Annotated in this window: 19 protein-coding genes; 12 read left to right on the top strand and 7 right to left on the bottom strand. The window is 61.7% G+C overall.

From position 1 onward, the window contains the following. Positions 1-75: 75 nt before the first annotated feature. The 3 genes from ACP7B3_RS01065 (at position 76) to ACP7B3_RS01055 (ending at position 4,512) form a co-directional block, all read left to right on the top strand. A complete protein-coding gene (locus tag ACP7B3_RS01065; protein ID WP_242197904.1) occupies positions 76-1,314 on the top strand; it encodes an MFS transporter in 1,239 nt (412 codons plus the stop codon). Between the two features lie 142 nt (positions 1,315-1,456). Then, positions 1,457-3,043 (top strand): ABC-F family ATPase, encoded by a 1,587-nt coding sequence (locus ACP7B3_RS01060; RefSeq protein WP_106577981.1) that lies wholly within the window; start codon positions 1,457-1,459, stop codon positions 3,041-3,043. Positions 3,044-3,336: 293 nt separating this feature from the next. Next, positions 3,337-4,512: an MFS transporter gene (locus ACP7B3_RS01055; protein ID WP_145160442.1), complete on the top strand. Its 1,176-nt coding sequence runs from the start codon at positions 3,337-3,339 to the stop codon at positions 4,510-4,512. Here the strand turns inward: ACP7B3_RS01055 and ACP7B3_RS01050 are convergent. Both ACP7B3_RS01050 and ACP7B3_RS01045 read right to left on the bottom strand, forming a co-directional pair. Next, a complete protein-coding gene (locus ACP7B3_RS01050) occupies positions 4,506-5,543 on the bottom strand; it encodes an alpha/beta hydrolase family protein (RefSeq protein WP_145160441.1) in 1,038 nt (345 codons plus the stop codon). The two genes, ACP7B3_RS01055 and ACP7B3_RS01050, sit on opposite strands and share 7 nt — an antisense overlap. A 241-nt stretch (positions 5,544-5,784) precedes the next feature. Continuing rightward, a complete protein-coding gene (locus ACP7B3_RS01045) occupies positions 5,785-6,396 on the bottom strand; it encodes an FMN-dependent NADH-azoreductase (RefSeq protein ID WP_106577978.1) in 612 nt (203 codons plus the stop codon). 233 nt (positions 6,397-6,629) lie between these two features. Between ACP7B3_RS01045 and ACP7B3_RS01040 the strand changes: the two genes are divergently transcribed. Beyond that, a complete protein-coding gene (locus ACP7B3_RS01040) occupies positions 6,630-7,820 on the top strand; it encodes an MFS transporter (protein ID WP_426177309.1) in 1,191 nt (396 codons plus the stop codon). Here the strand turns inward: ACP7B3_RS01040 and ACP7B3_RS01035 are convergent. Then, a complete protein-coding gene (locus tag ACP7B3_RS01035) occupies positions 7,786-8,712 on the bottom strand; it encodes an AraC family transcriptional regulator N-terminal domain-containing protein (RefSeq protein WP_426177307.1) in 927 nt (308 codons plus the stop codon). The genes ACP7B3_RS01040 and ACP7B3_RS01035 overlap by 35 nt on opposite strands. A gap of 158 nt (positions 8,713-8,870) precedes the next feature. On the opposite strand from ACP7B3_RS01035, the gene ACP7B3_RS01030 reads away from it, so the two are divergent. From ACP7B3_RS01030 to ACP7B3_RS01020, 3 genes are all read left to right on the top strand, one after another. Beyond that, positions 8,871-10,250 carry an NAD-dependent succinate-semialdehyde dehydrogenase gene (locus ACP7B3_RS01030; protein WP_426177305.1) on the top strand — a complete coding sequence of 460 codons (1,380 nt, stop codon included), beginning with the start codon at positions 8,871-8,873 and terminating at the stop codon, positions 10,248-10,250. Positions 10,251-10,362: 112 nt separating this feature from the next. Continuing rightward, on the top strand, positions 10,363-11,271 hold the full coding sequence (locus ACP7B3_RS01025) for a LysR substrate-binding domain-containing protein (RefSeq protein ID WP_145160430.1): 909 nt from the start codon (positions 10,363-10,365) through the stop codon (positions 11,269-11,271). Then, positions 11,268-11,624: an MmcQ/YjbR family DNA-binding protein gene (locus tag ACP7B3_RS01020; RefSeq protein WP_242197027.1), complete on the top strand. Its 357-nt coding sequence runs from the start codon at positions 11,268-11,270 to the stop codon at positions 11,622-11,624. The genes ACP7B3_RS01025 and ACP7B3_RS01020 overlap by 4 nt, the downstream gene beginning before the upstream one ends. On the opposite strand, the gene ACP7B3_RS01015 is transcribed toward ACP7B3_RS01020, so the two are convergent. Both ACP7B3_RS01015 and ACP7B3_RS01010 read right to left on the bottom strand, forming a co-directional pair. After that, complete coding sequence (locus tag ACP7B3_RS01015) at positions 11,613-11,996, bottom strand: DUF1294 domain-containing protein (protein WP_145160426.1); 384 nt, start codon at positions 11,994-11,996, stop codon at positions 11,613-11,615. The genes ACP7B3_RS01020 and ACP7B3_RS01015 overlap by 12 nt on opposite strands. Continuing rightward, positions 11,993-12,823 (bottom strand): undecaprenyl-diphosphate phosphatase, encoded by an 831-nt coding sequence (locus tag ACP7B3_RS01010; RefSeq protein WP_145160424.1) that lies wholly within the window; start codon positions 12,821-12,823, stop codon positions 11,993-11,995. The genes ACP7B3_RS01015 and ACP7B3_RS01010 overlap by 4 nt, the downstream gene beginning before the upstream one ends. Before the next feature lie 229 nt (positions 12,824-13,052). Between ACP7B3_RS01010 and ACP7B3_RS01005 the strand changes: the two genes are divergently transcribed. The 4 genes from ACP7B3_RS01005 to ACP7B3_RS00990 all read left to right on the top strand — a co-directional run bounded on the left by ACP7B3_RS01005 (position 13,053) and on the right by ACP7B3_RS00990 (position 18,203). After that, positions 13,053-14,687 carry a methyl-accepting chemotaxis protein gene (locus ACP7B3_RS01005; RefSeq protein ID WP_426177302.1) on the top strand — a complete coding sequence of 545 codons (1,635 nt, stop codon included), beginning with the start codon at positions 13,053-13,055 and terminating at the stop codon, positions 14,685-14,687. An 843-nt stretch (positions 14,688-15,530) separates the two neighbouring features. Next, positions 15,531-16,094 carry a nicotinamide riboside transporter PnuC gene (gene pnuC, locus ACP7B3_RS01000; protein WP_242197034.1) on the top strand — a complete coding sequence of 188 codons (564 nt, stop codon included), beginning with the start codon at positions 15,531-15,533 and terminating at the stop codon, positions 16,092-16,094. Further along, positions 16,091-16,612 (top strand): AAA family ATPase, encoded by a 522-nt coding sequence (locus tag ACP7B3_RS00995; RefSeq protein ID WP_242197906.1) that lies wholly within the window; start codon positions 16,091-16,093, stop codon positions 16,610-16,612. The genes pnuC and ACP7B3_RS00995 overlap by 4 nt, the downstream gene beginning before the upstream one ends. A gap of 82 nt (positions 16,613-16,694) precedes the next feature. Continuing rightward, a complete protein-coding gene (locus ACP7B3_RS00990) occupies positions 16,695-18,203 on the top strand; it encodes an FAD-dependent oxidoreductase (protein WP_426177300.1) in 1,509 nt (502 codons plus the stop codon). Here the strand turns inward: ACP7B3_RS00990 and xth are convergent. Beyond that, positions 18,200-18,994 (bottom strand): exodeoxyribonuclease III, encoded by a 795-nt coding sequence (gene xth / locus ACP7B3_RS00985; RefSeq protein WP_426177298.1) that lies wholly within the window; start codon positions 18,992-18,994, stop codon positions 18,200-18,202. The two genes, ACP7B3_RS00990 and xth, sit on opposite strands and share 4 nt — an antisense overlap. Before the next feature lie 352 nt (positions 18,995-19,346). Further along, complete coding sequence (gene ggt / locus ACP7B3_RS00980; RefSeq protein WP_426177296.1) at positions 19,347-21,071, bottom strand: gamma-glutamyltransferase; 1,725 nt, start codon at positions 21,069-21,071, stop codon at positions 19,347-19,349. Positions 21,072-21,230: 159 nt separating this feature from the next. Here ggt and ACP7B3_RS00975 point away from each other — a divergent pair, with 159 nt between their 5' ends. Next, positions 21,231-21,878, top strand: coding sequence for a TetR/AcrR family transcriptional regulator (locus ACP7B3_RS00975; RefSeq protein WP_262206458.1), 648 nt, complete (start codon positions 21,231-21,233; stop codon positions 21,876-21,878). The last annotated feature ends 106 nt before the right edge of the window (positions 21,879-21,984 follow it).

Raw genomic sequence — 21,984 nt, 5'->3', positions numbered from 1 at the left:
AACTTCTATTTGAGCCCGTAGGTCTTTAGCCCAATGAGTGTCCATCCCCTGAACACCCTTAGCGAAGACAGCGCCGTGGCCAATCACTCCGACCTGCGTAATACCCTGTCCCTGGACGGCCTGAATTTCTTTCTGGCCGATGTACGTGACGGGCTCGGGCCCTACCTGGCGATTTACTTGCTGGCAGTGCACAAATGGGAGCCCGCCAGCATCGGCGTGGTCATGACCCTGGCGGGTATCGCGGCCTTGATCACTCAGGGCCCGGCGGGCGCACTGATCGACCGCACGCGCAGCAAGCGCGCAGTGATCGCAGTGGCCGCCATCCTTGTCACCGTCAGTTGCCTGCTGCTGCCGTTTGTCAGCGCGTTCAGCTGGGTGGCATTGACTCAGGCGGCCAGTGCCGTAGCCGCCTCCGTATTCGCGCCGGCGATTTCGGCAATTTCCTTAGGCATCACCGGGCCGCGCGCCTTTACCCGCCGCACCGGGCGCAATGAAACCTTCAACCACGCCGGCAATGCCGTGGCGGCCCTGCTGGCGGGTGGCCTGGCTTATTGGTTCGGCCCGGTGGTGGTGTTTTACTTGATGGCCTTTATGGCCGTGGCCAGTGTCGTGGCGGTCAGTTGCGTCTCGGCGTCGGCGATTGACCACGAAGTCGCCCGGGGCTTTGATCCCGCACACAGCAGCGATCATGAGCAACCCTCCGGCGTGAAGGTGCTGCTGAGCAATCGCCCGCTGCTGCTGTTCGCCATCTGCTGCGCGCTGTTTCACCTGGCGAACGCCGCGATGCTGCCGCTGGTCAGCCAGAAGCTCTCGCAGATCAACCTGCAAATGGCCACGCCGCTGACCTCGGCCTGCATCGTCGCCGCGCAGCTGGTCATGGTGCCGATGGCCTGGCTGGTGGGCATTAAAGCTGACGTGTGGGGGCGTAAACCGTTGTTGCTGGCCGGTTTCCTGATTTTGCCGCTGCGTGGCGTGCTGTATACGCTGTCGAGCGACCCGTATTGGCTGGTGGGCGTGCAGATGCTCGACGGCATCGGCGCAGGGATTTTCGGCGCGCTGTTCCCGGTGATCGTCAAGGACCTGACCCAGGGCACGGGTCGGTTCAACGTCAGCCTTGGCGCGCTGTCCACGGTGTTTGGCCTGGGCGCGGCACTGAGCAGCAGCCTGGCCGGTTTCGTGGTGCAACAGGCCGGCTACAACGCGGCCTTCCTGACGCTGGCGGGCGTTGCGGCCGCCGCCCTGGCTTTGTTATGGCTGGCAATGCCGGAGACATTGACGAAACCATCGCTCGCGCGCATTACAACTGTCGCCTGACATATGCGACAATGCGCGCCAAATTCCAACACACATCCAAAATTTTCTGCTCAGCGACCGGGTTTCGCGCCTTGATGTCGCTGTTGACGCATGCCTGAAGGCTCCTGCCGCCACGCTCGCAACCCATTGATAGGTAAAGTAATTGATCTCCACAGCTAACATCACCATGCAGTTCGGCGCCAAGCCGCTCTTCGAGAATGTCTCGGTCAAATTCGGCGCCGGCAACCGTTATGGTTTGATCGGTGCCAACGGTTGCGGCAAGTCGACCTTCATGAAAATCCTTGGCGGCGACCTGGATCCGTCCGGCGGCCAGGTCATGCTCGAGCCGAACGTACGCCTGGGTAAACTGCGCCAGGACCAGTTCGCCTACGAAGAATTCACCGTGCTCGACACCGTGATCATGGGTCACGAAGAACTGTGGAAGGTCAAGGCTGAGCGCGACCGCATCTACTCGCTGCCGGAAATGAGCGAAGACGACGGCATGGCCGTGGCCGAGCTGGAAACCGAATTTGCCGAAATGGACGGCTACACCGCCGAATCCCGCGCCGGCGAGCTGCTGCTGGGCCTGGGCATTCCATTGGAGCAACACTTCGGCCCGATGAGCGAAGTGTCGCCAGGCTGGAAACTGCGCGTATTGCTGGCCCAGGCGCTGTTCTCCGATCCTGAAGTGCTGTTGCTCGACGAACCGACCAACCACTTGGACATCAACACCATCCGCTGGCTGGAAAACATCCTGACCCAGCGCTCCAGCCTGATGATCATCATCTCTCACGACCGTCACTTCCTGAACAGCGTGTGCACCCACATGGCTGACCTGGACTACGGCGAGCTGCGCCTGTTCCCGGGCAACTACGACGAGTACATGACCGTGGCGACCCAGTCCCGCGAGCAACTGCTGTCGGACAACGCCAAGAAGAAAGCCCAGATTTCCGAGCTGCAATCGTTCGTCAGCCGCTTCTCGGCCAACGCCTCGAAAGCCAAGCAGGCCACTTCCCGCGCCAAAGCGATCGACAAGATCCAGCTGGCCGAGGTCAAGCCTTCGAGCCGCGTGAGCCCGTTCATCCGTTTCGATCAGAACAAGAAGCTGCACCGCCAGGCGGTAATGGTCGAAAAAATGGCCAAGGGTTTCGACGGCAAGCCGCTGTTCAAAGACTTCAGCTTCCAGGTTGAAGCGGGCGAGCGTGTTGCGATCATCGGCCCGAACGGTATCGGCAAGACCACCCTGCTGCGCACCCTGGTCAATGAATTGACCCCGGACGCCGGCAGCATCAAGTGGACCGACGCCGCCGAGCTGGGCTACTACGCTCAGGATCACGCGCACGACTTCGAAGACGACGTCACCCTGTTCGACTGGATGGGTCAGTGGACGCAAGGCGAGCAAATGATTCGCGGCACCTTGGGCCGCATGCTGTTCTCCAACGACGAGATCCTCAAGTCGGTCAAGGTGATTTCCGGTGGTGAGCAAGGCCGCATGTTGTTCGGCAAGCTGATTCTGCAAAAGCCGAACGTGCTGATCATGGACGAACCGACCAACCACTTGGACATGGAATCCATCGAAGCGCTGAACCTGGCGCTGGAAAACTACCCGGGCACGCTGATCTTCGTCAGCCACGACCGTGAGTTCGTATCGTCCCTGGCCACCCGCATCATCGAGCTGAGCGCCAACGGCGTGATCGACTTCAGCGGCACCTACGACGACTACCTGCGCAGCCAAGGCGTGGTGTTCTAAGTAACGCCACTGTAGTGAGCTGGCTTGCCCTGTGAGCTGGCTTGTTGTGACGAGCAGGCTTACCCTGCGTTGGGCTGCGAAGCGGCCCTAAAATCAGACACCGCGTTCTGCCAGGCAGAACGCGGTGTTTTTTATTGGGGCTGCTGCGCAGCCCAACGCAGGGCAAGCCTGCTCGCCACAAGCAGCCCGCTCACCATAATAAACCCAGCCATCAAACAAACTAGTTAGCCTGCTTCCTTTTCCGCCAAGCCCTTGCCATCATGCCGTCACCGCCCGCCCGCGAACGAGTGACCATGCCTGCCACCGCCCCCAGTTCACTGTCGATCACCCTGCAGATCGTCTCCATCGTCTTCTACACCTTCATCGCCTTTATCTGCATCGGCCTGCCGATCGCGGTGATCCCGGGTTATGTGCATGAAAACCTGGGTTTTAGCGCGGTGGTGGCCGGGGTCACCATCGGTTCGCAGTACCTGGCCACCCTGCTCAGCCGGCCGATGGCTGGGCGCATGTCCGACAATGTCGGCACCAAGCGGGCGATTGTGCTGGGCCTGGCCGGTATTCTGGTCAGCGGTGTGCTGACGTTTTTTGCGACGCTGGTCGAGAGCCTGCCCGCGCTGAGCCTGGGCATCCTGATCGTCGGCCGGCTGTTGCTTGGCGTGGCTCAAGGGTTGATAGGCGTGGGCACCATCAGTTGGTGCATGGGCGCGGTGGGCGTTGAACACACGGCGCGCTCGATTTCGTGGAATGGCATTGCCTCCTACGGCGCCATTGCGATTGGCGCGCCGCTGGGGGTGGTGATGGTGGCGGATTATGGCTACACCAGCCTTGGCATCGCTTTGACGGTGCTGGCGGCGCTGGGTCTGGTGCTGATCCGCAATAAGCCTTCGGTGCCCGTGGTACGCGGCGAACGACTGCCCTTCTGGGCGGTGTTCGGGCGCATTGCGCCATTTGGCACCAGCCTGTGCCTGGCGTCGATTGGCTACGGCACGCTGACCACCTTTATTACCCTGTATTACCTCAATCGCGGCTGGGCCGGGGCAGCGTATTGCCTGACGGTATTTGGCGCGTGCTTTATCCTGTCGCGCCTGGTGTTTATCTCCGCCATCAGCCGTTTTGGCGGGTTCAGTGCAGCAATTGCCTGCATGACCATCGAAACCCTGGGCCTGACGCTGCTGTGGCTGGCGCCCTCAACCGGGGTTGCGTTGATCGGTGCCGGGCTGACGGGTTTTGGCTTGTCGCTGGTGTACCCGGCGTTGGGCGTCGAAGCCATCAAGCAGGTGCCCAATAGCAGCCGTGGCGCCGGCTTGAGTGCGTATGCGGTGTTTTTTGATCTGGCCCTGGCGATTGCCGGGCCATTGATGGGCGCCGTGGCCCTGAACCTCGGCTACGGCTGGATCTTCTTTTGCGCCGCGCTGTTATCGGTCACGGCGCTGGGGCTGACCGTGTTGCTCAAGCGCCGCGCTTACTGATCGGCGGTCTGCATACCGGCGCGGGTCGCTTGGCCCAGCGTGTGGGAGAAGAAGCGCCCCGCTTCTGAAATCAGGTCGCGGTGGATGCCTTCGCGGTCAACGCCATCGGCATCCGTGCAGATCGCCGGCATCGCCACCAACTGGTCGCTGTCACACGGCGCCATGAACACGAAATGCCCGGCGCCCGCCAACAGTTTGAAATCCGGCGGCTCCGGCAGTTTGCGCGCCAAGGCAGCGGCGTTCTTGTCCACGGCAACCAGTTTGTCGCCGTCGCCGCTGTAGAGCAGCACGGGCACATGCACATCCGCCAGGGTATGGCGGCCAAACATCAGGCTCAACGGCGCCATCAGCATCAAGGCATGAATGCGCGGGTCGGCCTGTGGCTGCAAGTCGTCGCGATCCACCACCAGCTCGCCTTTGGTGGTGCACGCGTCGCGGTCTTCCGGGCGCTCCTGGCAATAACGGCGCAGGCGGTCGAAGTCCGGCTTGGCGCCGGCCAGGATCAACGCGGTTTCGCCGCCGGCGGAGTAACCGATCACGCCCACCTGATCGACGTTGACGAACGGCGACAGCATCGGGTCGCTGAGGGTGGCGGTGATCGCTTCGGAGATCTGGATCGGCCGGCCATACAGGTTGCTCACGGTGCCCAGGCGGCTGTGGTCCTTGTAGTTGTCGCCGGGGTGCAATACGGCCACCACCACAAAGCCCTTGCGCGCCAAAGACGTGGCCAGGTCGTGCAGGGCCAGTGGCGTACCGGTGTTGCCGTGGGACAGCATCAGCATTGGGAAGCGGCCGATGGCGACCTTGGAGTCTTCGGTGGCGGCGACGTGATAGGCGCCCAACGCAGTGCTGTGTTCATCGTCGGTCGACGGATAAAACGCGATGGCCTTCATCGGCTGCTGGTCCAGCGGGTCGAGAAACGTCATGCGATGGAAGCCCACACTCCAATGGGGGTGCGGCGCTGGGGCGGCGTGCACTGAAATCAGGCCACCGAGCAGGGAGAGAACCAAAACAGCACAAAGACGCATCATGGGGATGTCCACCTTTGCTGCGCGACCACGTTCAACACCCGCGGCAGATCTATATGAAAAGTCCATGGTTCAAGGCGCTCACAGCGGGTGATAAACCCATGCGTGCATAACCTGGGCCAAAGTAGTGACAGCGGGTAAACGAAAAAACTCCGTACTCCGGTCGTTTTGAGGCGATCAGAATACAGAGTTTAGGCGCCCGACTTCAGATTGGAACCGAGCAGACGCGAAATTTACACAAGCCTTACGCGGCGGCGAACAATTGTTCGTTGATCACGGCGTTGGCGTCGCTCAGGGCTTTGCTGCGCACTTCTTCACCGTAGGCCAGGCCTTGGGCGCGGACGAACTCGATGTCGGTGATGCCAAGAAAGCCAAACACCAGTTTCAAATAGTCTTCGTGGCCGACGTTGCTTGCCTGACCGGCGTGCAGACCGCCCGCAGTCGAGACGATGATCAGCTTCTTGCCACCGCACAGGCCTTCAGGGCCGGCTTCGGTGTAACGGAAGGTCTGGCCGGCGACGGCGATGCGGTCGATCCAGGCCTTGAGCTGGGAAGGCACCGAGAAGTTGTACATCGGCGCACCGATCACCACCGCGTCGGCGGCGATGAATTCAGCCAGCGACGACGCGCTCAGTTCAGCCTCGTGCTGTTGTACCGCGTCGCGCAATTCAGCCGCGGTGCCCAGGGCACCCAGGGTCAGGCCCGAAAAGTGGCTGATGCCTTCGCTTGCCAGGTCACGGTAAGTCACTTCCACACCCGGCTCAGCCGCTTGCCAGGCCTTGACCACACCAGCGCTGAGCTGACGCGAAGCCGAGTTGTCGCCGAGGATGCTGGAATCGATATGCAACAGTTTCATGCGGGATCTCCAAGTGAGGATCGCGGCTAGGCGATCGAATGAGGTTGATCCTACACATGAACCCAATAAACGATTAGCCAGCTTAAATGCGATTGTTCGTCCTGCCAGCAGGACAATCCTTTAACCGCCAACATTCAATCCAACAAGGTTATTGCCTGAAGCGCTGACGCACTGGATTTCGCCCGCGCTTCGCTTCATTCTCGCCGGCAGATCCGACAGCCACCGGCCACGCCATGCACCCACCCTCTCCCGTCCTGACCAAGAGCCTGACCCTGATCCTCGCCATCTGCTGCGGGTTTTCGGTCGCCACGATTTACTACAACCAGGCCATGCTGCCGCTGATCGCCAATACCTTTGCGGTGTCCACCGCGCACGTCGGGCAGATCGCGATGCTCACGCAACTGGGCTATGCCTGCGGCCTGCTGCTGTTCGTACCGCTGGGCGACCGGATCAGCCGACGCACATTGATCCTGGCCGTGCTGTGCCTCAACTTCGTCAGCCTGCTGGCCTCGGCCACGGCGCCGTCTTACACCTGGCTGCTGGTGGCGAGCGGGCTGCTGGGGCTGTCGGGGATCAGCGCGCAGGTGATCATTCCCGCCGCGTCCGACCTCAGTACCCTCGAACAGAAAGGCGCGGTGCTGGGCCTGATGGTCAGCGGCCTGTCGGCCGGTGGCTTGCTGGCCAGGACCGTCAGCGGCGTGGTCAGCGGCTGGCTGGGCTGGCGCGGCATGTTTGCCGTGGCCGCGGCGCTGGATGTGCTGCTGTTTATGGCAATCCTGACGCGCATGCCGGTGTCGATCTCCACCAGCAAACTCGCGTATGGCGCCTTGCTCAAGTCCCTGTGGGGCCTGGCCAGGCAATACCCGACCCTGCGCCAATCGGCGCTCAAGGGCGCCCTGGTCTTCGGTGCCTTGAATGTGTTCTGGGGCTCGATGGCCGCCTTGCTGGCCTTGCCGCCGTATGGCTTTACGAGTGCCCAGGCAGGCCTTGTGGGGCTGTCGGCCATCGTCGGCATCCTCTGCGCTTCGACCATTGGCCAGCAAACCCGGCGCCATGGGCGCTTGCTCGAACGCGCCGGCATCACCACGGTACTGGTGGCGTTTATCCTGATCTACAGCCTTGGGCTGAGCGGTTGGTGGTGGCCCATCCTGATCGCGGCAACCTTCCTTGACCTGGGTAACCGGACCAACCAACTGGCTAACCAGACCCGCGTATTGGCGCTGGAACCCTCAGCCACCAGCCGCCTGAACACCGTGTTCATGGTGGTTTACTTTATCGGCGGCGCCCTGGGCTCGGCGGCGGGCGCTTTCGCCTCGCAGCACTACGGCTGGCAGGGACAAGCCCTCACCGGCGCGGCCTTTGCCGGGCTGGCCTTGCTGATGACCCTGTTCAGTGGGACGACACATAAATCGACGCCGACGTAGGCGCCGGCAATGCATAGGTGCGCTTCATCCACTGGATCTCTGCCTGCGGCGTGCGCCCAAAAAAGCGTTTGAACTCACGGCTGAACTGCGACGCGCTTTCATAGCCGACCCTGGCACACGCCGTGGCGGCGGTGATGTCGTTGCGCAACATCAATAAGCGCGCCTGGTGCAGGCGCGTGGACTTGAGGTATTGCATCGGTGAGGTGTCCGTGACCGTGCGAAAGTGCGCGTGAAAACTCGGCACACTCATCCTGGCTTCCGCCGCCAGGGCCTCCACGTCCAGGTGCTGGTGGTAGCAGCCGTGAATCTTGCGGATCGCCCGCGCGACCTTGCCGAACTGGCCCTGCTGGTTGAGCGCGGCGCGCATCGAGCCGCCCTGCGCGCCCGTGAGGATGCGGTAGTAGATTTCGCGCACCAGCGACGGGCCGAGGAGCTGCGCGTCCATCGGCACACGCATCACTTCGAGAAAACGCAGCAACGACTCGCTGAGCGGCTCATCCATGGGCGATGAATACATGCCGCGGGGCTTGGCCTCAACCAGGTCAGGGAAGTCATCCAGCGCCACCATCCATTCGGCGGCGAGGGTAAAATCCAGCCGCAGGTACACCGCCAGCATGGGCTCTTCTTCACTGGCCTCGGTTTCCATGGTGAACGGCACAGGCACCGAGACCACCAGGTAATGCTGCGCGTCATACAGGTAAATGTCTTCCCCCAGAAAGCCGCGCTTGCACCCCTGGCAGACAATCACAATGCCGGGATCGTAGAGCACTGGAACCCGATGCAAAGGCCGGTTGGAACGCAAAAAGCGCACGTCATCCAACGCGGTCAGGTTATAGCCTTCGACAGGCGCCAGGATGCCCATCAGTTCGATGATTCGTTGGGTGCGGCCCATGGTGCAAGGCTCCTGGCGAAAACCGCACGTTACTGCGCAATCGTCGCCGTGGCTATGCACTCATAGGAATAGGCAATCAGCAGATTGGTTTGGATATTCGCTCAAACCGCCCGTTTCCGTAGCCTGAAACAACACGTTCAGCCCTCGGAGAGTTCCTCATGCTTATCGTCTACAACCCCGCCACCGGTGAAGAAATCGGCCGTGTTGCCAAGAACACCTCGGCTGAAGTCAAAGCGGCGGTCGAGCGCACCTGCGCGGCCTTCCCGGAATGGTCTTCCAAGCTCGCCAAGGAGCGCAGCGAGATCCTGCGCCGCTGGCACGACGCCGTTAAGGCCGACAAGGAAGCCTTCGCCGAACTGCTGTGCCGCGAAAACGGCAAGTGCCTCACCGAAGCCCGTGGCGAAATCGACTACGGCCTGGGTTTTATCGAGTGGTACGCCGAAGAAGCCAAGCGCGTGTATGGCGACACCCTGCCCACCCACGACCGCAACGCCAACGTGGTGGTGACCAAGGAAGCGGTCGGCCCTGTTGCGGCGATCACCCCGTGGAACTTCCCGTTCATGATGATCACGCGCAAGGTCGCCACAGCCTTGGCGGCGGGTTGCACCATGGTCATCAAGCCTGCCGAAGACACGCCGCTCACCGCCTTCAAGCTGCTGGAATACGCGCGCAAGGCCGGTATCGAACCCGGCGTGCTGGAAGTGGTGGTCGGCGATCCCAAGGAGATCGGCCTGATCTTCACCGCCGACCCGCGCATTCGCAAAATCACCTTTACCGGCTCCACTGCTGTCGGCAAATTGCTTGCGGCGCAATGCGCGGCCACCCTCAAGAAAATGACCCTGGAACTGGGCGGCAACGCGCCGTTTATCGTGTTTCAGGACGCCAACCTGGATGAGGCCGTCAAGGGCCTGGTCAGCGCCAAACTGCGCAACAGCGGCCAGGTGTGCATCTCGCCGAACCGGATTTTTGTGCAACACAGCATCCTCGAGGACTTCGTCCAACGGGTGCAGGCGGCCGTTGCCAAAATCGATGTCGATCAAGGCCTGCGCGAAGACTTTGTGGTCGGGCCGCTGGTCAATCAACTGGGTTTTGACAAAGTCGTGCGCCTGGTGGAAGACGCCAAAGCCGCCGGTGCCAACGTGCTGATGGGCGGCAAGCCCCACGCCAAAGGCGGGTTGTTCTACGAACCCACCGTGTTGACCGGTTTGCGCGACGACTCGCCGCTGGCCACTGAGGAAATCTTCGGGCCGGTGTTCGCCATCTATTCATTCAAGGATGAAGAGGAAGTCATCGCGCGCGCCAACCAGACCGAGTTTGGCCTGGTGGCGTATGCCTACACCAGCGCGCTGGGGCGTTCGTTGCGGCTGTCGCGCCAACTGGAGGCGGGGATGGTCATCCTCAATTCGGGTTCGGTCGGCACCGCGTCGGTTCCCTTTGGCGGCATCAAGCAATCCGGCTATGGCCGTGAGGGCAGCTACTACGGGATCGAAGAGTACGTGCATGTGAAGTATGTGCTGATGGCGGGCGCGCAGTTCTAAGCGCTTAATCAGGTCCAAAGCGAGCAGCCACACGGCGCTCGCTTTTTTTGTAGTAGATTTGCCCTCGCCAGACGCGGATAGTTCGTCCCACTGACAGGACAATAGGTTGACCATGCAAGACCTCAACGACCTCTACTATTTCGCGAAAGTCGTCGAGGCCGGCGGCTTTGCGGCGGCGGGCCGGCTACTGGGGATTCCCAAGTCACGGCTGTCACGGCGTATTGCCGAGCTGGAAGAACGCCTCGGCGCGCGCCTGTTGCAGCGCACCACCCGCCAATTGACCCTCACTGCGGTCGGCGAGCGTTATTTGCGCCATTGCCAGGCCATGCTGCTGGAAGCGGAAATGGCCGACGAGGCCGTGGCCAGTATGTCCAGCGAACCGCGCGGGCGCCTGCGGGTCAGTTGCCCGGTGGGCATGGCCCAGCACATGATGCCGGGCATGGTTGCCGGTTTTCTCGCCGCCCACCCGCTGGTACAGCTGGAGATGACGCTGGTGAACCGCCGTGTCGACCTGGTGGCTGAGGGCATCGACGTAGCCCTGCGCGTGCGCGAGTCGGGCGATGAAGACCCGCTGCTGGTGACCAAGCGCCTGCGCCAGGCCCAGACCCTGCTGGTGGCCAGCCCTGAATTCATCCAGGGTCGGCACATCGACAGCCTCGAAGACCTCAAGCAACTGCCGGTGCTCGGCGCCCTGGAGGCCGACCGCCTGGTCCACCTGCGCCTGATCGACCCGCAAGGCAACGCCCAGGACCTCGCGCTGGAAGCCCGCCTGGGCATCGACGACTTCATCGTGCGCAAGGCCTGTGCCCTCAAGGGCCTGGGCTTCACGGTGTTGCCGATGATGTACTGCGAAGAGGAATTGGCCAGCGGCCAATTGGTGCAGCTGCTGCCGCATTGGTCGTCACCGGGCGGCTGGTTGCAGGCGGTGTACCCGCATCGCCGTGGCGTGCTGCCGGCCATTCGTGCCTGGATCGACTACCTGGAAGAAGCCTTCAAGGACTGCGGAGACCGCTTGCTATGAAAATGACAGAAGCACACGTCGCCGCCTTCTGCCTGAGCCTGCCCGGCGCGCGGGAAGACTACAAATGGGGCGGCGTGCGGGTGTTCTCGATTGCTGGCAACAAGATGTTCGCCCTGCAGAACCTGCGGGGCGAATCGCTGGCGTTCAAGGTCGACAAGGACCTGTTCCTCGGCCACGTCGACCGCCCCGGCATCCACCCGGCGCCTTATCTGGCGCGGGCCCAGTGGATCATCATGAACACGCCCTACCCGCTGGGCGCCGAGGAACTGCGTGGCCTGTTGCAGCGTTCTCACCAGTTGGTGGTGAGCAAACTGCCCAAGCGCACGCAGATCGGGCTGTTGCTAGAAGATTGAAAGCAGCGTGCCGCCCAGGAATAACTGGTCGAGCCAGAACACCTCGTGCAGCAACACGATGACCCAGAACAGCACCTGGTACGACACTTTGCGCGTCTTGTGCCGGAACACCTGCTGGGCGATCAACGCCCCGGGCCATCCGCCGGCCAGTTCCACGGCGTGCAGGATGTTTTCGCGAACGCGCGGGCCTGCTGTCTGAGCCTTGCGCTTGTCACCCCAGTAGAGAAAAAACGCTACCACGCTGACCACACCATAGGCGGCCAGCGGAATCACGGTCTCACCGCGATGCCACACCAGCGCCGCCCCCAGCAGCGGCGCGGCGCACAGCAGCACAAAGAGCAGCGCCTTGAGGCGCGGATGCTGAATGTTCATGGTTTGACCGCCGACCAGTCGATCCAGCCGAACTGCCAGGTCGCCAGAATCAGCACGCCGAACGCGATGCGATACCAGGCAAACGCCGCATAGCTGTGGCTGGCGATGAACTTGAGCAAGGCCTTGACCGCGATCATCGCAAAGATGAACGAGGTGACGAACCCGATGGCAAACACCGGCAGGTCATCGGGCTGGAACAAGTGACGGTACTTGTAGCCCGAATACAGGGCCGCGCCGACCATGGTTGGCATCGCCAGGAAAAACGAAAACTCGGTCGCGGTCTTGCGTGACAGGCCGAACAACAGGCCGCCAATGATGGTAGCGCCAGAGCGTGAGGTGCCCGGAATCATCGCCAGGCACTGCGCCAGGCCGACCTTGAGCGCGTCTTTCCAGGTGATCTGGTCCACGGTGTCAGCATGCACCGCATGGTCGCGGCGCTCGGCCCACAACATGATCACGCCACCCACGACCAGGGCGGTGGCCACGGTGATCGGGTTGAACAGGTAATGCTTGATCAGGTCGGCAAAAATCACCCCCAGCACAATTGCCGGCACCACCGCGATGATCAGGTTAGCCGTGAAACGCCGGGCACTGGGCTGGGTCGGCAAGCCGATGACCACGTCGAGAATCTTGCGCCGAAACTCCCAGACCACCGCCAGGATCGCGCCCAATTGAATAATGATGTTGAACGCATCAAAGCGTTCGCCGCCGAAGCCGATCAAGTCGGCGACGATGATCTGGTGCCCGGTGCTGGATATGGGCAGGAACTCTGTCAGCCCCTCCACCACGCCAAGAATCAATGCCTGTATGGCGGTCCAAAAATCCATGTATCCCCCAAAGGTCATGCCTGTCGGCATGCCTTGACTGTCTTTTTAATAGTTCACTGACGACAAGCGCACTCAAGTTCCGCTGCTGATTTTCAACATCGGCCTGCAAAAATTTCGTGAAAAATCAGGGAGTACTCAGGTTTTTCAATTACAGGCCGAAAGCCTATCAGACAAGCCGGAAATGTCGATGCGGCGCCCACAATTATAAAAAGCATGGAGTGACAGGACGATGAACAGTTTGCGCAGCATGTCGATCAGCCGCCGCCTCTGGCTGATCCTGATAGTCGCCGTGTTGATGCTGCTGACGTTGGGGCTGTTGATGCTCAAGCAGATCCACGGCGACCTTTACCAGGCCAAACGCCAGCAGACCCAGCACGTGGTGCAGACCGCCAGCGGGGTGCTGGCCTATTACCAGAACCTTGAGAAAACCGGCGTGCTCAGCCGTGAAGCCGCGCAGCAACAGGCCCTGAGCGCGGTGCGTGGCCTGCGCTACGACCACGACGATTACTTCTGGATCAACGACCTGACGCCCGTGATGATCATGCACGCGGCCAACCCCAAGCTGGATGGCCAGAACCTCTCGGCGATCCGCGACCCGGACGGCTTTGCGGTGTTCAACGAATTCGTGATCCTGGCCAAGGCCAAGGGCGCCGGCATCGTCAACTATCGCTGGCCCAAACCCGGCGCCGAAGCGCCCGTGGAAAAAACCTCGTACATCCAGCTGTTCGAACCCTGGGGCTGGATTATCGGCTCCGGCGTGTACGTGGATGATGTGCAGGCCGAGTTCACAGGCCAGGTGTGGAAGGCCTCGCTGATTGGACTGGGCATCGCCCTGCTGATGGCCGTGTTGGTCACCTTGATTGCGCGCAGCATCGTGACGCCGTTGCAGGCGGCGGTAAACGCCATGGCCAATATCGCCAGTGGCGAAAGCGACCTGACGCGCAGCCTCGACACCCACGGGCGCGACGAAGTCACCCAGCTGTCTCGGCACTTCAACAGCTTTACCGCCAAGCTGCGCCAGGTGGTTGGCCAGTTGCAGGTGTGCGCCAACGCGTTGAGCCAGTCGTCCACGGAACTGGGCAACAACGCCAGCCAGGCGCATGACCGCAGCCAGCAACAGTCGCAGCAGATGGAATTGGTGGCGACAGCGATCAATGAAGTGACTTATGGCGTGCAGGGCGTGGCGAAAAACGCCGAACATGCCGCCAGCGAGATGCGCGATGCCCAGGCCCAGGCGCAGCAGGGCCAGGTGAATATTGACGGTAGTTTGCAGCAGATCGATCAGCTCTCCGGCACCATCAGCCAGGCCGTGGAGGTGATTCGCACCTTGTCCAGCGAGAGCACGCAGATTGGTGGTGTGCTGGAAGTGATCCGCTCCATCGCTGACCAGACCAACCTGCTGGCGCTTAACGCGGCCATTGAGGCCGCGCGTGCCGGGGAACAGGGCCGTGGGTTTGCAGTGGTCGCCGATGAAGTGCGCTTGCTGGCTCAGCGTACGCAAAAATCCACTGCTGAAATCCAAGTGATGATTGAGCGTCTGCAGGGGCACTCGGAAGCGGCGGTCAAGGTGATCAGTGACAGCCATAGCGCTTCGCAGCTGACGATTGAACAGGCTGGGCAGGCCGGTGCGAGTCTTACCGCCATTGGCCAGGCGTTGCGTAACCTCAACGGGCTGAATGCCTCGATTGCCAGCGCGACCTTGCAACAGGCGCATGTGGTGGAGGATATCAATCAGAACGTCACGCAGGCGGCCGGGTTGTCGCACAGCACTGCGCTGGCGGCGGAGCAATCCAGCGTGGCGAGTGCGCATTTGCGTGGGTTGAGTGAGCAGTTGGACGGGTTGCTGCGGCAGTTCAAGGTTTAGCTTTTTTTGAGGGCGGGGTTAGAGCGGGGTGTACATATCCGTTGTTTGGGTGATGGCTGCGTTTGGTTCCGCCCTTACGGCGGGTCACTTTTGAAAAGCGCAAAAGTAACCAAAACGCTCTTGCCCCACCACTCGGCACCTCGCCTAGGCTCGGTGTGCCCTCACGCAGGCATTACTCCGCGGGCCGCCGCGACGGGGCGTCCCTGCCCCGTCGCGGCTAAACCGGCGTCCTGCCGGTTTACCCGCTCCGTACTACCTGCATTCGGCCAGCGTGGTTTAACGGGGCGCCTAAGATCAAGATCAAAAGCAAAAGCACGGCGGCCTAGTAGCCGACCTGAGTGGTTAGATCAAAAGCGGAAGCGAGGCGGCCTGACAGCCGACCTGGTCCTTGAAGCTGAATCCATTCAAATGTGGGAGCTGGCTTGCCTGCGATGGCATCAACTGGACGTTACTGATAGACCGAGTTGTCTGCATCGCAGGCAAGCCAGCTCCCACAGAAAAGCCAAGCAGTGCGTTGGTAGAGGCTGAACTCGGTCAACTTGTGGGAGCGGGCTTGCTCGCGAAGGCGGTGGGTCAGTCAGCTCATATGTCACTAACACACCGCCTTCGCGAGCAAGCCCGCTCCCACAGTTGGTTCTCGGTGCTTCAGGTTGAAGGGGTGTTACTCAGCTTTTACCTCTGCCACTCACGCCGTGCTCTGCCTTTAACGCTGATCTCACGCGTCCCGTTAAACCACGCCAGCCGTCATGACCGCAGCGATGTGTATGTCTCCACATCCACGTTTAAACATTCCTCACCTCTGGTTACAATTGCCGCCCTCTCCCACTCTCCCAAGGAACCGCCATGTCCGGGCTTGAATTGTTCGCCGCCGCCCTGGGGGTGATCGCTGTCTGGCTGACGGTCAAACAAAACCCTTGGTGCTGGCCTATAGGCCTGGTCATGGTGTTGCTCTACACCTGGGTGTTCTTCGACGTAAAACTCTATTCCGACATGCTCCTGCAAGTGGTCTACGCCGCCCTGCAACTTTACGGCTGGTGGCAGTGGACCCGCGCCGGCGAGGTCAAGCAAGGCCGCCAGGTCAGCAGCCTCGGCGTACCCGCGATCATGAGCAGCCTGGCCATCGGCGCCGTCTTCAGCTTGCTGCTCGGCGCGGCCATGGCCCACTGGACCGACGCCGTCCAGCCGTGGCTCGACGCCGCCCTCACCGGCTTCAGCCTGGTGGCGCAAATGTGGATGGCGCAAAAACGCGTGCAATGCTGGCCGCTGTGGATCGCCGTGGACGTGATCTTCGTCGGCCTGTTCCTCTACAAAGGCCTGTACCTCACCGCCGCGCTTTACGCCCTGTTCACCGCGATCGCCGTGCAAGGCTGGCGTGAATGGCGCAGCGATCCGGCGTTGCACGCATGAAAGTGGTGGTACTGGCAGGCCCCGAATCCAGCGGTAAAAGCTGGCTGGCGGCTGAACTGCATGCACACTTTGGCGGGCTGATGGTTGGCGAATACGTGCGGTATTTCATCGACCATCATCAACGCGACACCACCCTGGCGGACATTCCGGCGATTGCCCGCGGCCAACTGGCCTGGGAAGACGCGGCCCGCGCCGAACAGCCCAACCTGCTGGTGCTCGATACTCACCTGTTGACCAACAAACTGTGGAGCCAGACGCTGTTCGGCGACTACCCCGCCTGGCTGGACGACGAACTCCTGGCCCGGCAGTACGACCTGCACCTGTTGTTGTCCCCCGAGGACGTGGAATGGACCGCCGACGGCCAGCGCTGCCAACCGGAACTGGCTGATCGTCGGGCGTTTTTCCAGGCCAGCCTGGCGTGGATCGAACAGCACCAGCAGCCCGCCGTAATCATTGGCGGCCATTGGCAAGCGCGGCGTGCCAAGGCATTTGAAGCGGTGGCGCAGCTGCTGGCGTAAGGCCCAGTCCTGATTACCGACCATCGGGTCAACGCAGTCCATTTCCTTCGGCGCCAGTCAATCTTCTAAAGGAGATTGGCCTATGAACATGCGCATTGTTGCCCGCCTGATTAACTTGCCGGAAAACCGTGGCGTTCGCGTCACCGCGGCAAAGCATCCTGTCCTGCTGGTGCGTGTCGGCGACCGGGTGCGCGCCTTCCAGGCCGAGTGCCCGCACGCCGGCGCACCGCTGGAGGAAGGCGTGATCTGTAACGGGCGGATCATTTGCCCCTGGCACAAAGCCGCGTTTGCCGTGGACAGCGGCGCCGTGATCGAACCTCCGGCGCTGGTCGGGCTCAAGCAATACCCGGTGCAGGTGCACGATGGCGTGGTCAGTGTTGGCGACGAGCCCATGGCAGCCGAAGCCGCGCCGGCGCGGGATGAACAACGCTGCTTTGCGGTCATCGGCGCTGGCGCGGCAGGCACTGCCGCCGTGGCGACGTTGCATCAGCAAGGCTTCAGCGGGCGATTGCTGTGGATCGACCGTGAACAGGCTCCCGCCTACGACCGCACCGCCCTGAGCAAATTCGTGATCGCAGGCCAGATGACGCCCGAAGACACGCCGCCACTGCTGGATAAGCAGCCCATCGGCATTCACGGCGAAGTTCAGCGCCTGGACGCCAATGCCAAACGCATCGAACTCGCCGACGGTCGTCACTTTGACTATGACGCGGCACTGGTCGCCACCGGGGGCGAAGCGCAACCGCTGGACATCCCCGGCGCGGTATTGAGCCAAGTGTTTGTGCTGCGCAGCCGCGAGGATGCGGCGCGTATCGACGAAGCAGCGCAGTCGGCAGCGTGCGCGGTGATTGTCGGCGACAGCTTTATCGGCCTGGAAGCCGCGTCCGCCTTGCGCCAACGTGGCCTGGTGGTGCAGGTGGTCAGCCGCCATGACATTCCTCTCGCCGCGCAATTGGGCAAGCGTATCGGTGCGGCCATTCGCCAATTGCACGAAGACAACGGCGTGATCTTCCACTGCAACACCGAGCCCGAACGCTTCGACGGTCACGGCGCAGTGAGTACCGTGCTGCTTAAAAACGGCAAGCGCCTGGCGGCAGACCTGGTCGTGATGGGCGTTGGCGTCACACCCGCCACCGGCTTTATCCACGGTGTCGACAAAGCCGAGGACCAGTCGCTGAACGCAGACACTCATTTACAGGTGGCGACCGGGTTATGGGCGGCCGGCGACAACGTGACCTTTACCTGGCGTCAGCAGCCAACACGCATCGAGCACTGGCGTGTGGCCCAGCAACTGGCCGTACTGGCCGCGCGCAATATGCTCGGCGATACGCAGGTGTACGCCGACGTGCCCTTCTTCTGGACCCACCACTTCGGCAAAACCTTTGAAGTGCTCGGCCACCCGCAGCATTGGAATCGCCTGCACGTGGAGGGTGAGGTGAATCGTCACGACTTCATTGCCTTGCTGTGCCGGGATGATCACGTGGAAGCCGTGATTGCCTGCGAACATCAGCAAGCCATGGCGCGCCTGTCACAACGCATGCAGCACCCCTTGGGCAAAGCCGAGGCCTTGGCCATTATTCGCGCCGGTTAGCGCTTTTTGCGGCTGCTCAATTGAATCCACGTCGGCGCATGGTCGCTGGCGTGCGGCTCGTTGCGCACCCAGGCGTCCACGCCGGCGTCTTTGAGGTAAGGCTTGAGCGCGGGATTGAGCAGCAGGTGATCGATACGCAGCCCGGAGTTGGTCTGCCAGTGCTGACGGAAGTAATCCCAGAAGGTGTAGACGCGCTCTTCGGGGTACAGATGACGCAGCGAATCGGTCCAACCCTGCTCCAGCAGACGCTGATAACACGCGCGGCTTTCAGGTTGCAGCAAAGCGTCCTTGAGCCAGGAGCGCGGGTTGTAGATGTCCATGTCGGTGGGCACCACGTTGAAATCCCCGGCCAGCAGCACCGGGTGTTCGCTGGCTTGCAGCGCCTGGGCATAGGGGATCAGCCGTTCGAACCAGGCCAGCTTGTAGTCGAATTTCGGCCCTGGCTGCGGGTTGCCATTGGGCAGATACAGGCAGCCAACCAACACGCCATGCACCGCAGCTTCCAGGTAACGGCTTTGCGTGTCGCTGTCATCGCCCGGCAAACCGCGCCGGCTCTCCAGCGGCTGGGCATCGCGCGCCAATATTGCTACGCCGTTCCACGAGGCCTGGCCCAGGCAAATCGCACCGTAGCCGGCCGCCTCGAAGTCGGCATAGGGAAACAGGCTTTCCGGCGCCTTGAGCTCTTGCAGGCAGACAATATCCGGCTGCTCGCGCTCAAGCCACTGCAGCAGGTTGGGCAGACGGGCACGGATGCCGTTGATATTGAAGGTGGCGATTTTCAGCGCTTTCATCGGTCCGGTCCTTTCAGGGCTCTTGGGATAGAGCCTGAAAGCCGCGCGGATGTTCAATCCAAACCACGCTCCAGGTTGGCATTCACGCGCAGCAATAACGCCAGCAGCGTCGCTTCTTCTTTAGCGCTGAAACCCTGCAGCGGCACGCATGCATTCACGCACCGCGTCGGTCAGGGTGATCAAGCAGCTGCTGCGCCATGCTCGACTGCTCGACAGCAGTGCAGGCTTATGAAAACCACATGTTCGAGCGTGTGATGCCGGCCGCCAGAGACAGCGCCGAAGGCGCCGCCACCCAGTTATCCCATGACAGCCTGGCGCTGTCCCTGGCCCACCTGCATCACCACCTCACGCCTCAGTAGCCCAGGGACAGGCCGGTATTGCGGCGCGGGTCGTTGGCCCCGTAGAAACGGTTGTTGCCCACCGGCTTGCCACCCAGGGACGGCGCGCCCACCAGGATTGCGGCCAGGTGGTTGGCATCCTGAGGCCCGGCAAACTTGTGGCCCCAACTCTCGAGGATTTTCTGCGTGTCGGGGCTCACCGCGAAGGTCTCCAGGTTGGTGGTCTCAGGCATCCACTGCTGGTGGAAACGCGGCGCATCGACGGCTTCCTGGATGTTCATCTTGTAGTCGATGACATTCAGGATGGTCAGCAAGGTCGCGGTGATAATCCGGCTGCCCCCTGGCGTACCGACCACCATCACGGCCTTGCCGTCCTTGGTCACGATGGTCGGGCTCATCGACGACAGCGGCGCCTTGCCAGGTGCGATGGCGTTGGCTTCGCCCTGGACCAGGCCGTACATGTTCGGCACGCCGACCTTGACGGTGAAGTCGTCCATTTCATCGTTGAGGATCACCCCGGTCTTGCTCGCCATCACACCGGCACCGAACCAGTCGTTGAGGGTGTAGGTCACCGACACCGCGTTGCCCCACTTGTCGACGATGGAATAGTGCGTGGTGTTGTTGCCTTCATGCGGCGACACGCCCGGCTTGATCGCCTGGGAATCCCCGGCCTTCTGCGGTTCGATGGCAGCGCGCAGCTTGGCGGCGTAGTCCTTGTCCAGCAGGTGGGCAATCGGATTCTTCACGAAGTCCGGGTCGCCGAGGTAGCTGTTGCGGTCCACGTAGGCGTGGCGCATCGCTTCGATCTGGTAGTGCAGGCCTTGGGCCGAGTGATAGCCAAGGTCGGCCATCGGGTAGCCTTCGAGAATGTTCATGATCTGGCAGATCACCACGCCGCCCGAGCTCGGTGGCGGTGCCGAGACCACGTGGTAGCCACGGTAATCGCACTCGATGGGCGCCAGTTCGCGGGTCTTGTACTTGTCGAGGTCGGCCTGGGTGATGATGCCCTTGCCGGCCTGGCTGGAATCCACCAGGGCCTTGGCGACCCAACCTTTATAGAAGCCGTCGGTGCCCTTGGCGGAGATTTCCTTGAGGGTCCTGGCCAGGTCTTTCTGCACCAGTTTCTGGCCAACCTGCAGCGGTTGGCCGTTGTGCAGGAAGATCCCGCGCAGGTCTTTGTCCTTCTCGAACTCGCCGGTGGCGGTGTGCAGCAAGTCGACATCGCCCTGCTCCAGTTCGAAGCCGTTTTCCGCCAGCTTGATCGCCGGGGCAATCACTTGGGCGCGCTTTAGAGTGCCGTACTTGCTCAGCGCAGTTTCCATGCCGGACACGGTGCCGGGCACGCCGACCGCCAAGTGGCCCTTGGCGCTGAGGCCTTCGACGACCTTGCCGTCTTTGTCCAGGTACATGTCGGCGGTGGCCGCCAGGGGGGCTTTTTCGCGGAAGTCGAGGAAGGTCTTGCGCCCATCCGCCAGTTGCACGGTCATGAAGCCGCCGCCACCGAGGTTACCCGCCGCCGGGTACACCACCGCCAGCGCATAGCCCACGGCCACGGCCGCATCGACTGCGTTGCCGCCAGCCTTGAGCACATCCACCCCTACATGAGTGGCCAAATGCTGGGCGGTGACTACCATGCCGTTTTCACCGCCCACCGGGGCCTGGGAAGCGGCGTGCACACCGCTGACCGTCAGCACCAGAGCGGTGGCGATTAAGGTGCGGCTGAAGGGTTGGTATTTCATCCATGGCTACTCTAGTTATTGGGACGCACCAAAATAGCCCGACTCGGATCCAATCCCCAGCGCAATGGCGTTTTTATTACAGAACTTGTCGGTCACAGAACGGCCGCGAAAAAGCCCATGCTATATTTCGCGCCCAGACTGGCTGCAAGGCGCGTTGAGATGGTGATCAAGAAGACCGGTATTCGGGCTCAGCAGGCCGACCAGACACGCGCGCGCATCTTGCAGGCGGCGGTCAAGGTGTTCACCCGCGACGGTTATTCCGGCGGGCGCGTCGACACCATTTCCAAGGAAGCCGACTCCAACGACCGCATGCTTTATTACTATTTCGGCAGCAAGGAACACCTGTTCATCTGCGTGCTGGAACACATCTACGAGCAGTTCAACCAGGCCGAAAGCAAACTCAAACTCAACCTGGAGGCGCCCGTGCAGGCGCTGCAGGACCTGGTGGCGTTTATCTGGAATTACTACGTCAAGCACCCCGAGTTTGTGGCGATTCTGAGCATCGAGAATCTGCACCAAGGCAAACACGCTCAACAGTCCGGGGAGATGCGCCGATTGTCGGGCGAAGCGGTTGGCGTGTTGAAACCGATCATTGAGGCCGGCCAGGCCCAGGGTGTGTTTCGCCAGGACATCGACCTCAAGCACGTGTACTTGATGATCGCTTCGCTGTGCTATTTCTATAACTCCAACCGCCATACCCTCAGTTCGTTTCTGGGTGAAGACCTGGCGGATAAGGGGCAGCAGCAGGATTGGCTGGGGTTTATCACTGATTTGGTGCTGAGGGGCGTCTCCCCAAGCTCACTGTAGAAACCGGCTCTAATCCCTTTGGGAGCTGGCTTGCCTGCGATGGCGATGTGTCAGGTAGTATTTTCGGTGCAGACCCACCGCTATCGCAGGCAAGCCAGCTCCCACA

The sequence above is a fragment of the Pseudomonas sp. TWRC1-2 genome, from assembly GCF_049896685.1.
GTDB lineage: Bacteria > Pseudomonadota > Gammaproteobacteria > Pseudomonadales > Pseudomonadaceae > Aquipseudomonas.
This window is presented reverse-complemented; position numbering and strand designations above follow the sequence as displayed.

Bases quoted from the DNA above. Each gene is read 5' to 3' on its own strand.
- ACP7B3_RS01055 (WP_145160442.1), top strand. From the start codon at position 3,337: ATGCCTGCCACCGCCCCCAGTTCACTGTCGATCACCCTGCAGATCGTC.
- ACP7B3_RS01050 (WP_145160441.1), bottom strand. From the start codon at position 5,543: ATGATGCGTCTTTGTGCTGTTTTGGTTCTCTCCCTGCTCGGTGGCCTG.
- ACP7B3_RS01045 (WP_106577978.1), bottom strand. From the start codon at position 6,396: ATGAAACTGTTGCATATCGATTCCAGCATCCTCGGCGACAACTCGGCT.
- ACP7B3_RS01040 (WP_426177309.1), top strand. From the start codon at position 6,630: ATGCACCCACCCTCTCCCGTCCTGACCAAGAGCCTGACCCTGATCCTC.
- ACP7B3_RS01035 (WP_426177307.1), bottom strand. From the start codon at position 8,712: ATGGGCCGCACCCAACGAATCATCGAACTGATGGGCATCCTGGCGCCT.
- ACP7B3_RS01030 (WP_426177305.1), top strand. From the start codon at position 8,871: ATGCTTATCGTCTACAACCCCGCCACCGGTGAAGAAATCGGCCGTGTT.
- ACP7B3_RS01025 (WP_145160430.1), top strand. From the start codon at position 10,363: ATGCAAGACCTCAACGACCTCTACTATTTCGCGAAAGTCGTCGAGGCC.
- ACP7B3_RS01020 (WP_242197027.1), top strand. From the start codon at position 11,268: ATGAAAATGACAGAAGCACACGTCGCCGCCTTCTGCCTGAGCCTGCCC.
- ACP7B3_RS01015 (WP_145160426.1), bottom strand. From the start codon at position 11,996: ATGAACATTCAGCATCCGCGCCTCAAGGCGCTGCTCTTTGTGCTGCTG.
- ACP7B3_RS01010 (WP_145160424.1), bottom strand. From the start codon at position 12,823: ATGGATTTTTGGACCGCCATACAGGCATTGATTCTTGGCGTGGTGGAG.
- ACP7B3_RS01005 (WP_426177302.1), top strand. From the start codon at position 13,053: ATGAACAGTTTGCGCAGCATGTCGATCAGCCGCCGCCTCTGGCTGATC.
- pnuC (WP_242197034.1), top strand. From the start codon at position 15,531: ATGTCCGGGCTTGAATTGTTCGCCGCCGCCCTGGGGGTGATCGCTGTC.
- ACP7B3_RS00995 (WP_242197906.1), top strand. From the start codon at position 16,091: ATGAAAGTGGTGGTACTGGCAGGCCCCGAATCCAGCGGTAAAAGCTGG.
- ACP7B3_RS00990 (WP_426177300.1), top strand. From the start codon at position 16,695: ATGAACATGCGCATTGTTGCCCGCCTGATTAACTTGCCGGAAAACCGT.
- xth (WP_426177298.1), bottom strand. From the start codon at position 18,994: ATGAAAGCGCTGAAAATCGCCACCTTCAATATCAACGGCATCCGTGCC.
- ggt (WP_426177296.1), bottom strand. From the start codon at position 21,071: ATGAAATACCAACCCTTCAGCCGCACCTTAATCGCCACCGCTCTGGTG.
- ACP7B3_RS00975 (WP_262206458.1), top strand. From the start codon at position 21,231: ATGGTGATCAAGAAGACCGGTATTCGGGCTCAGCAGGCCGACCAGACA.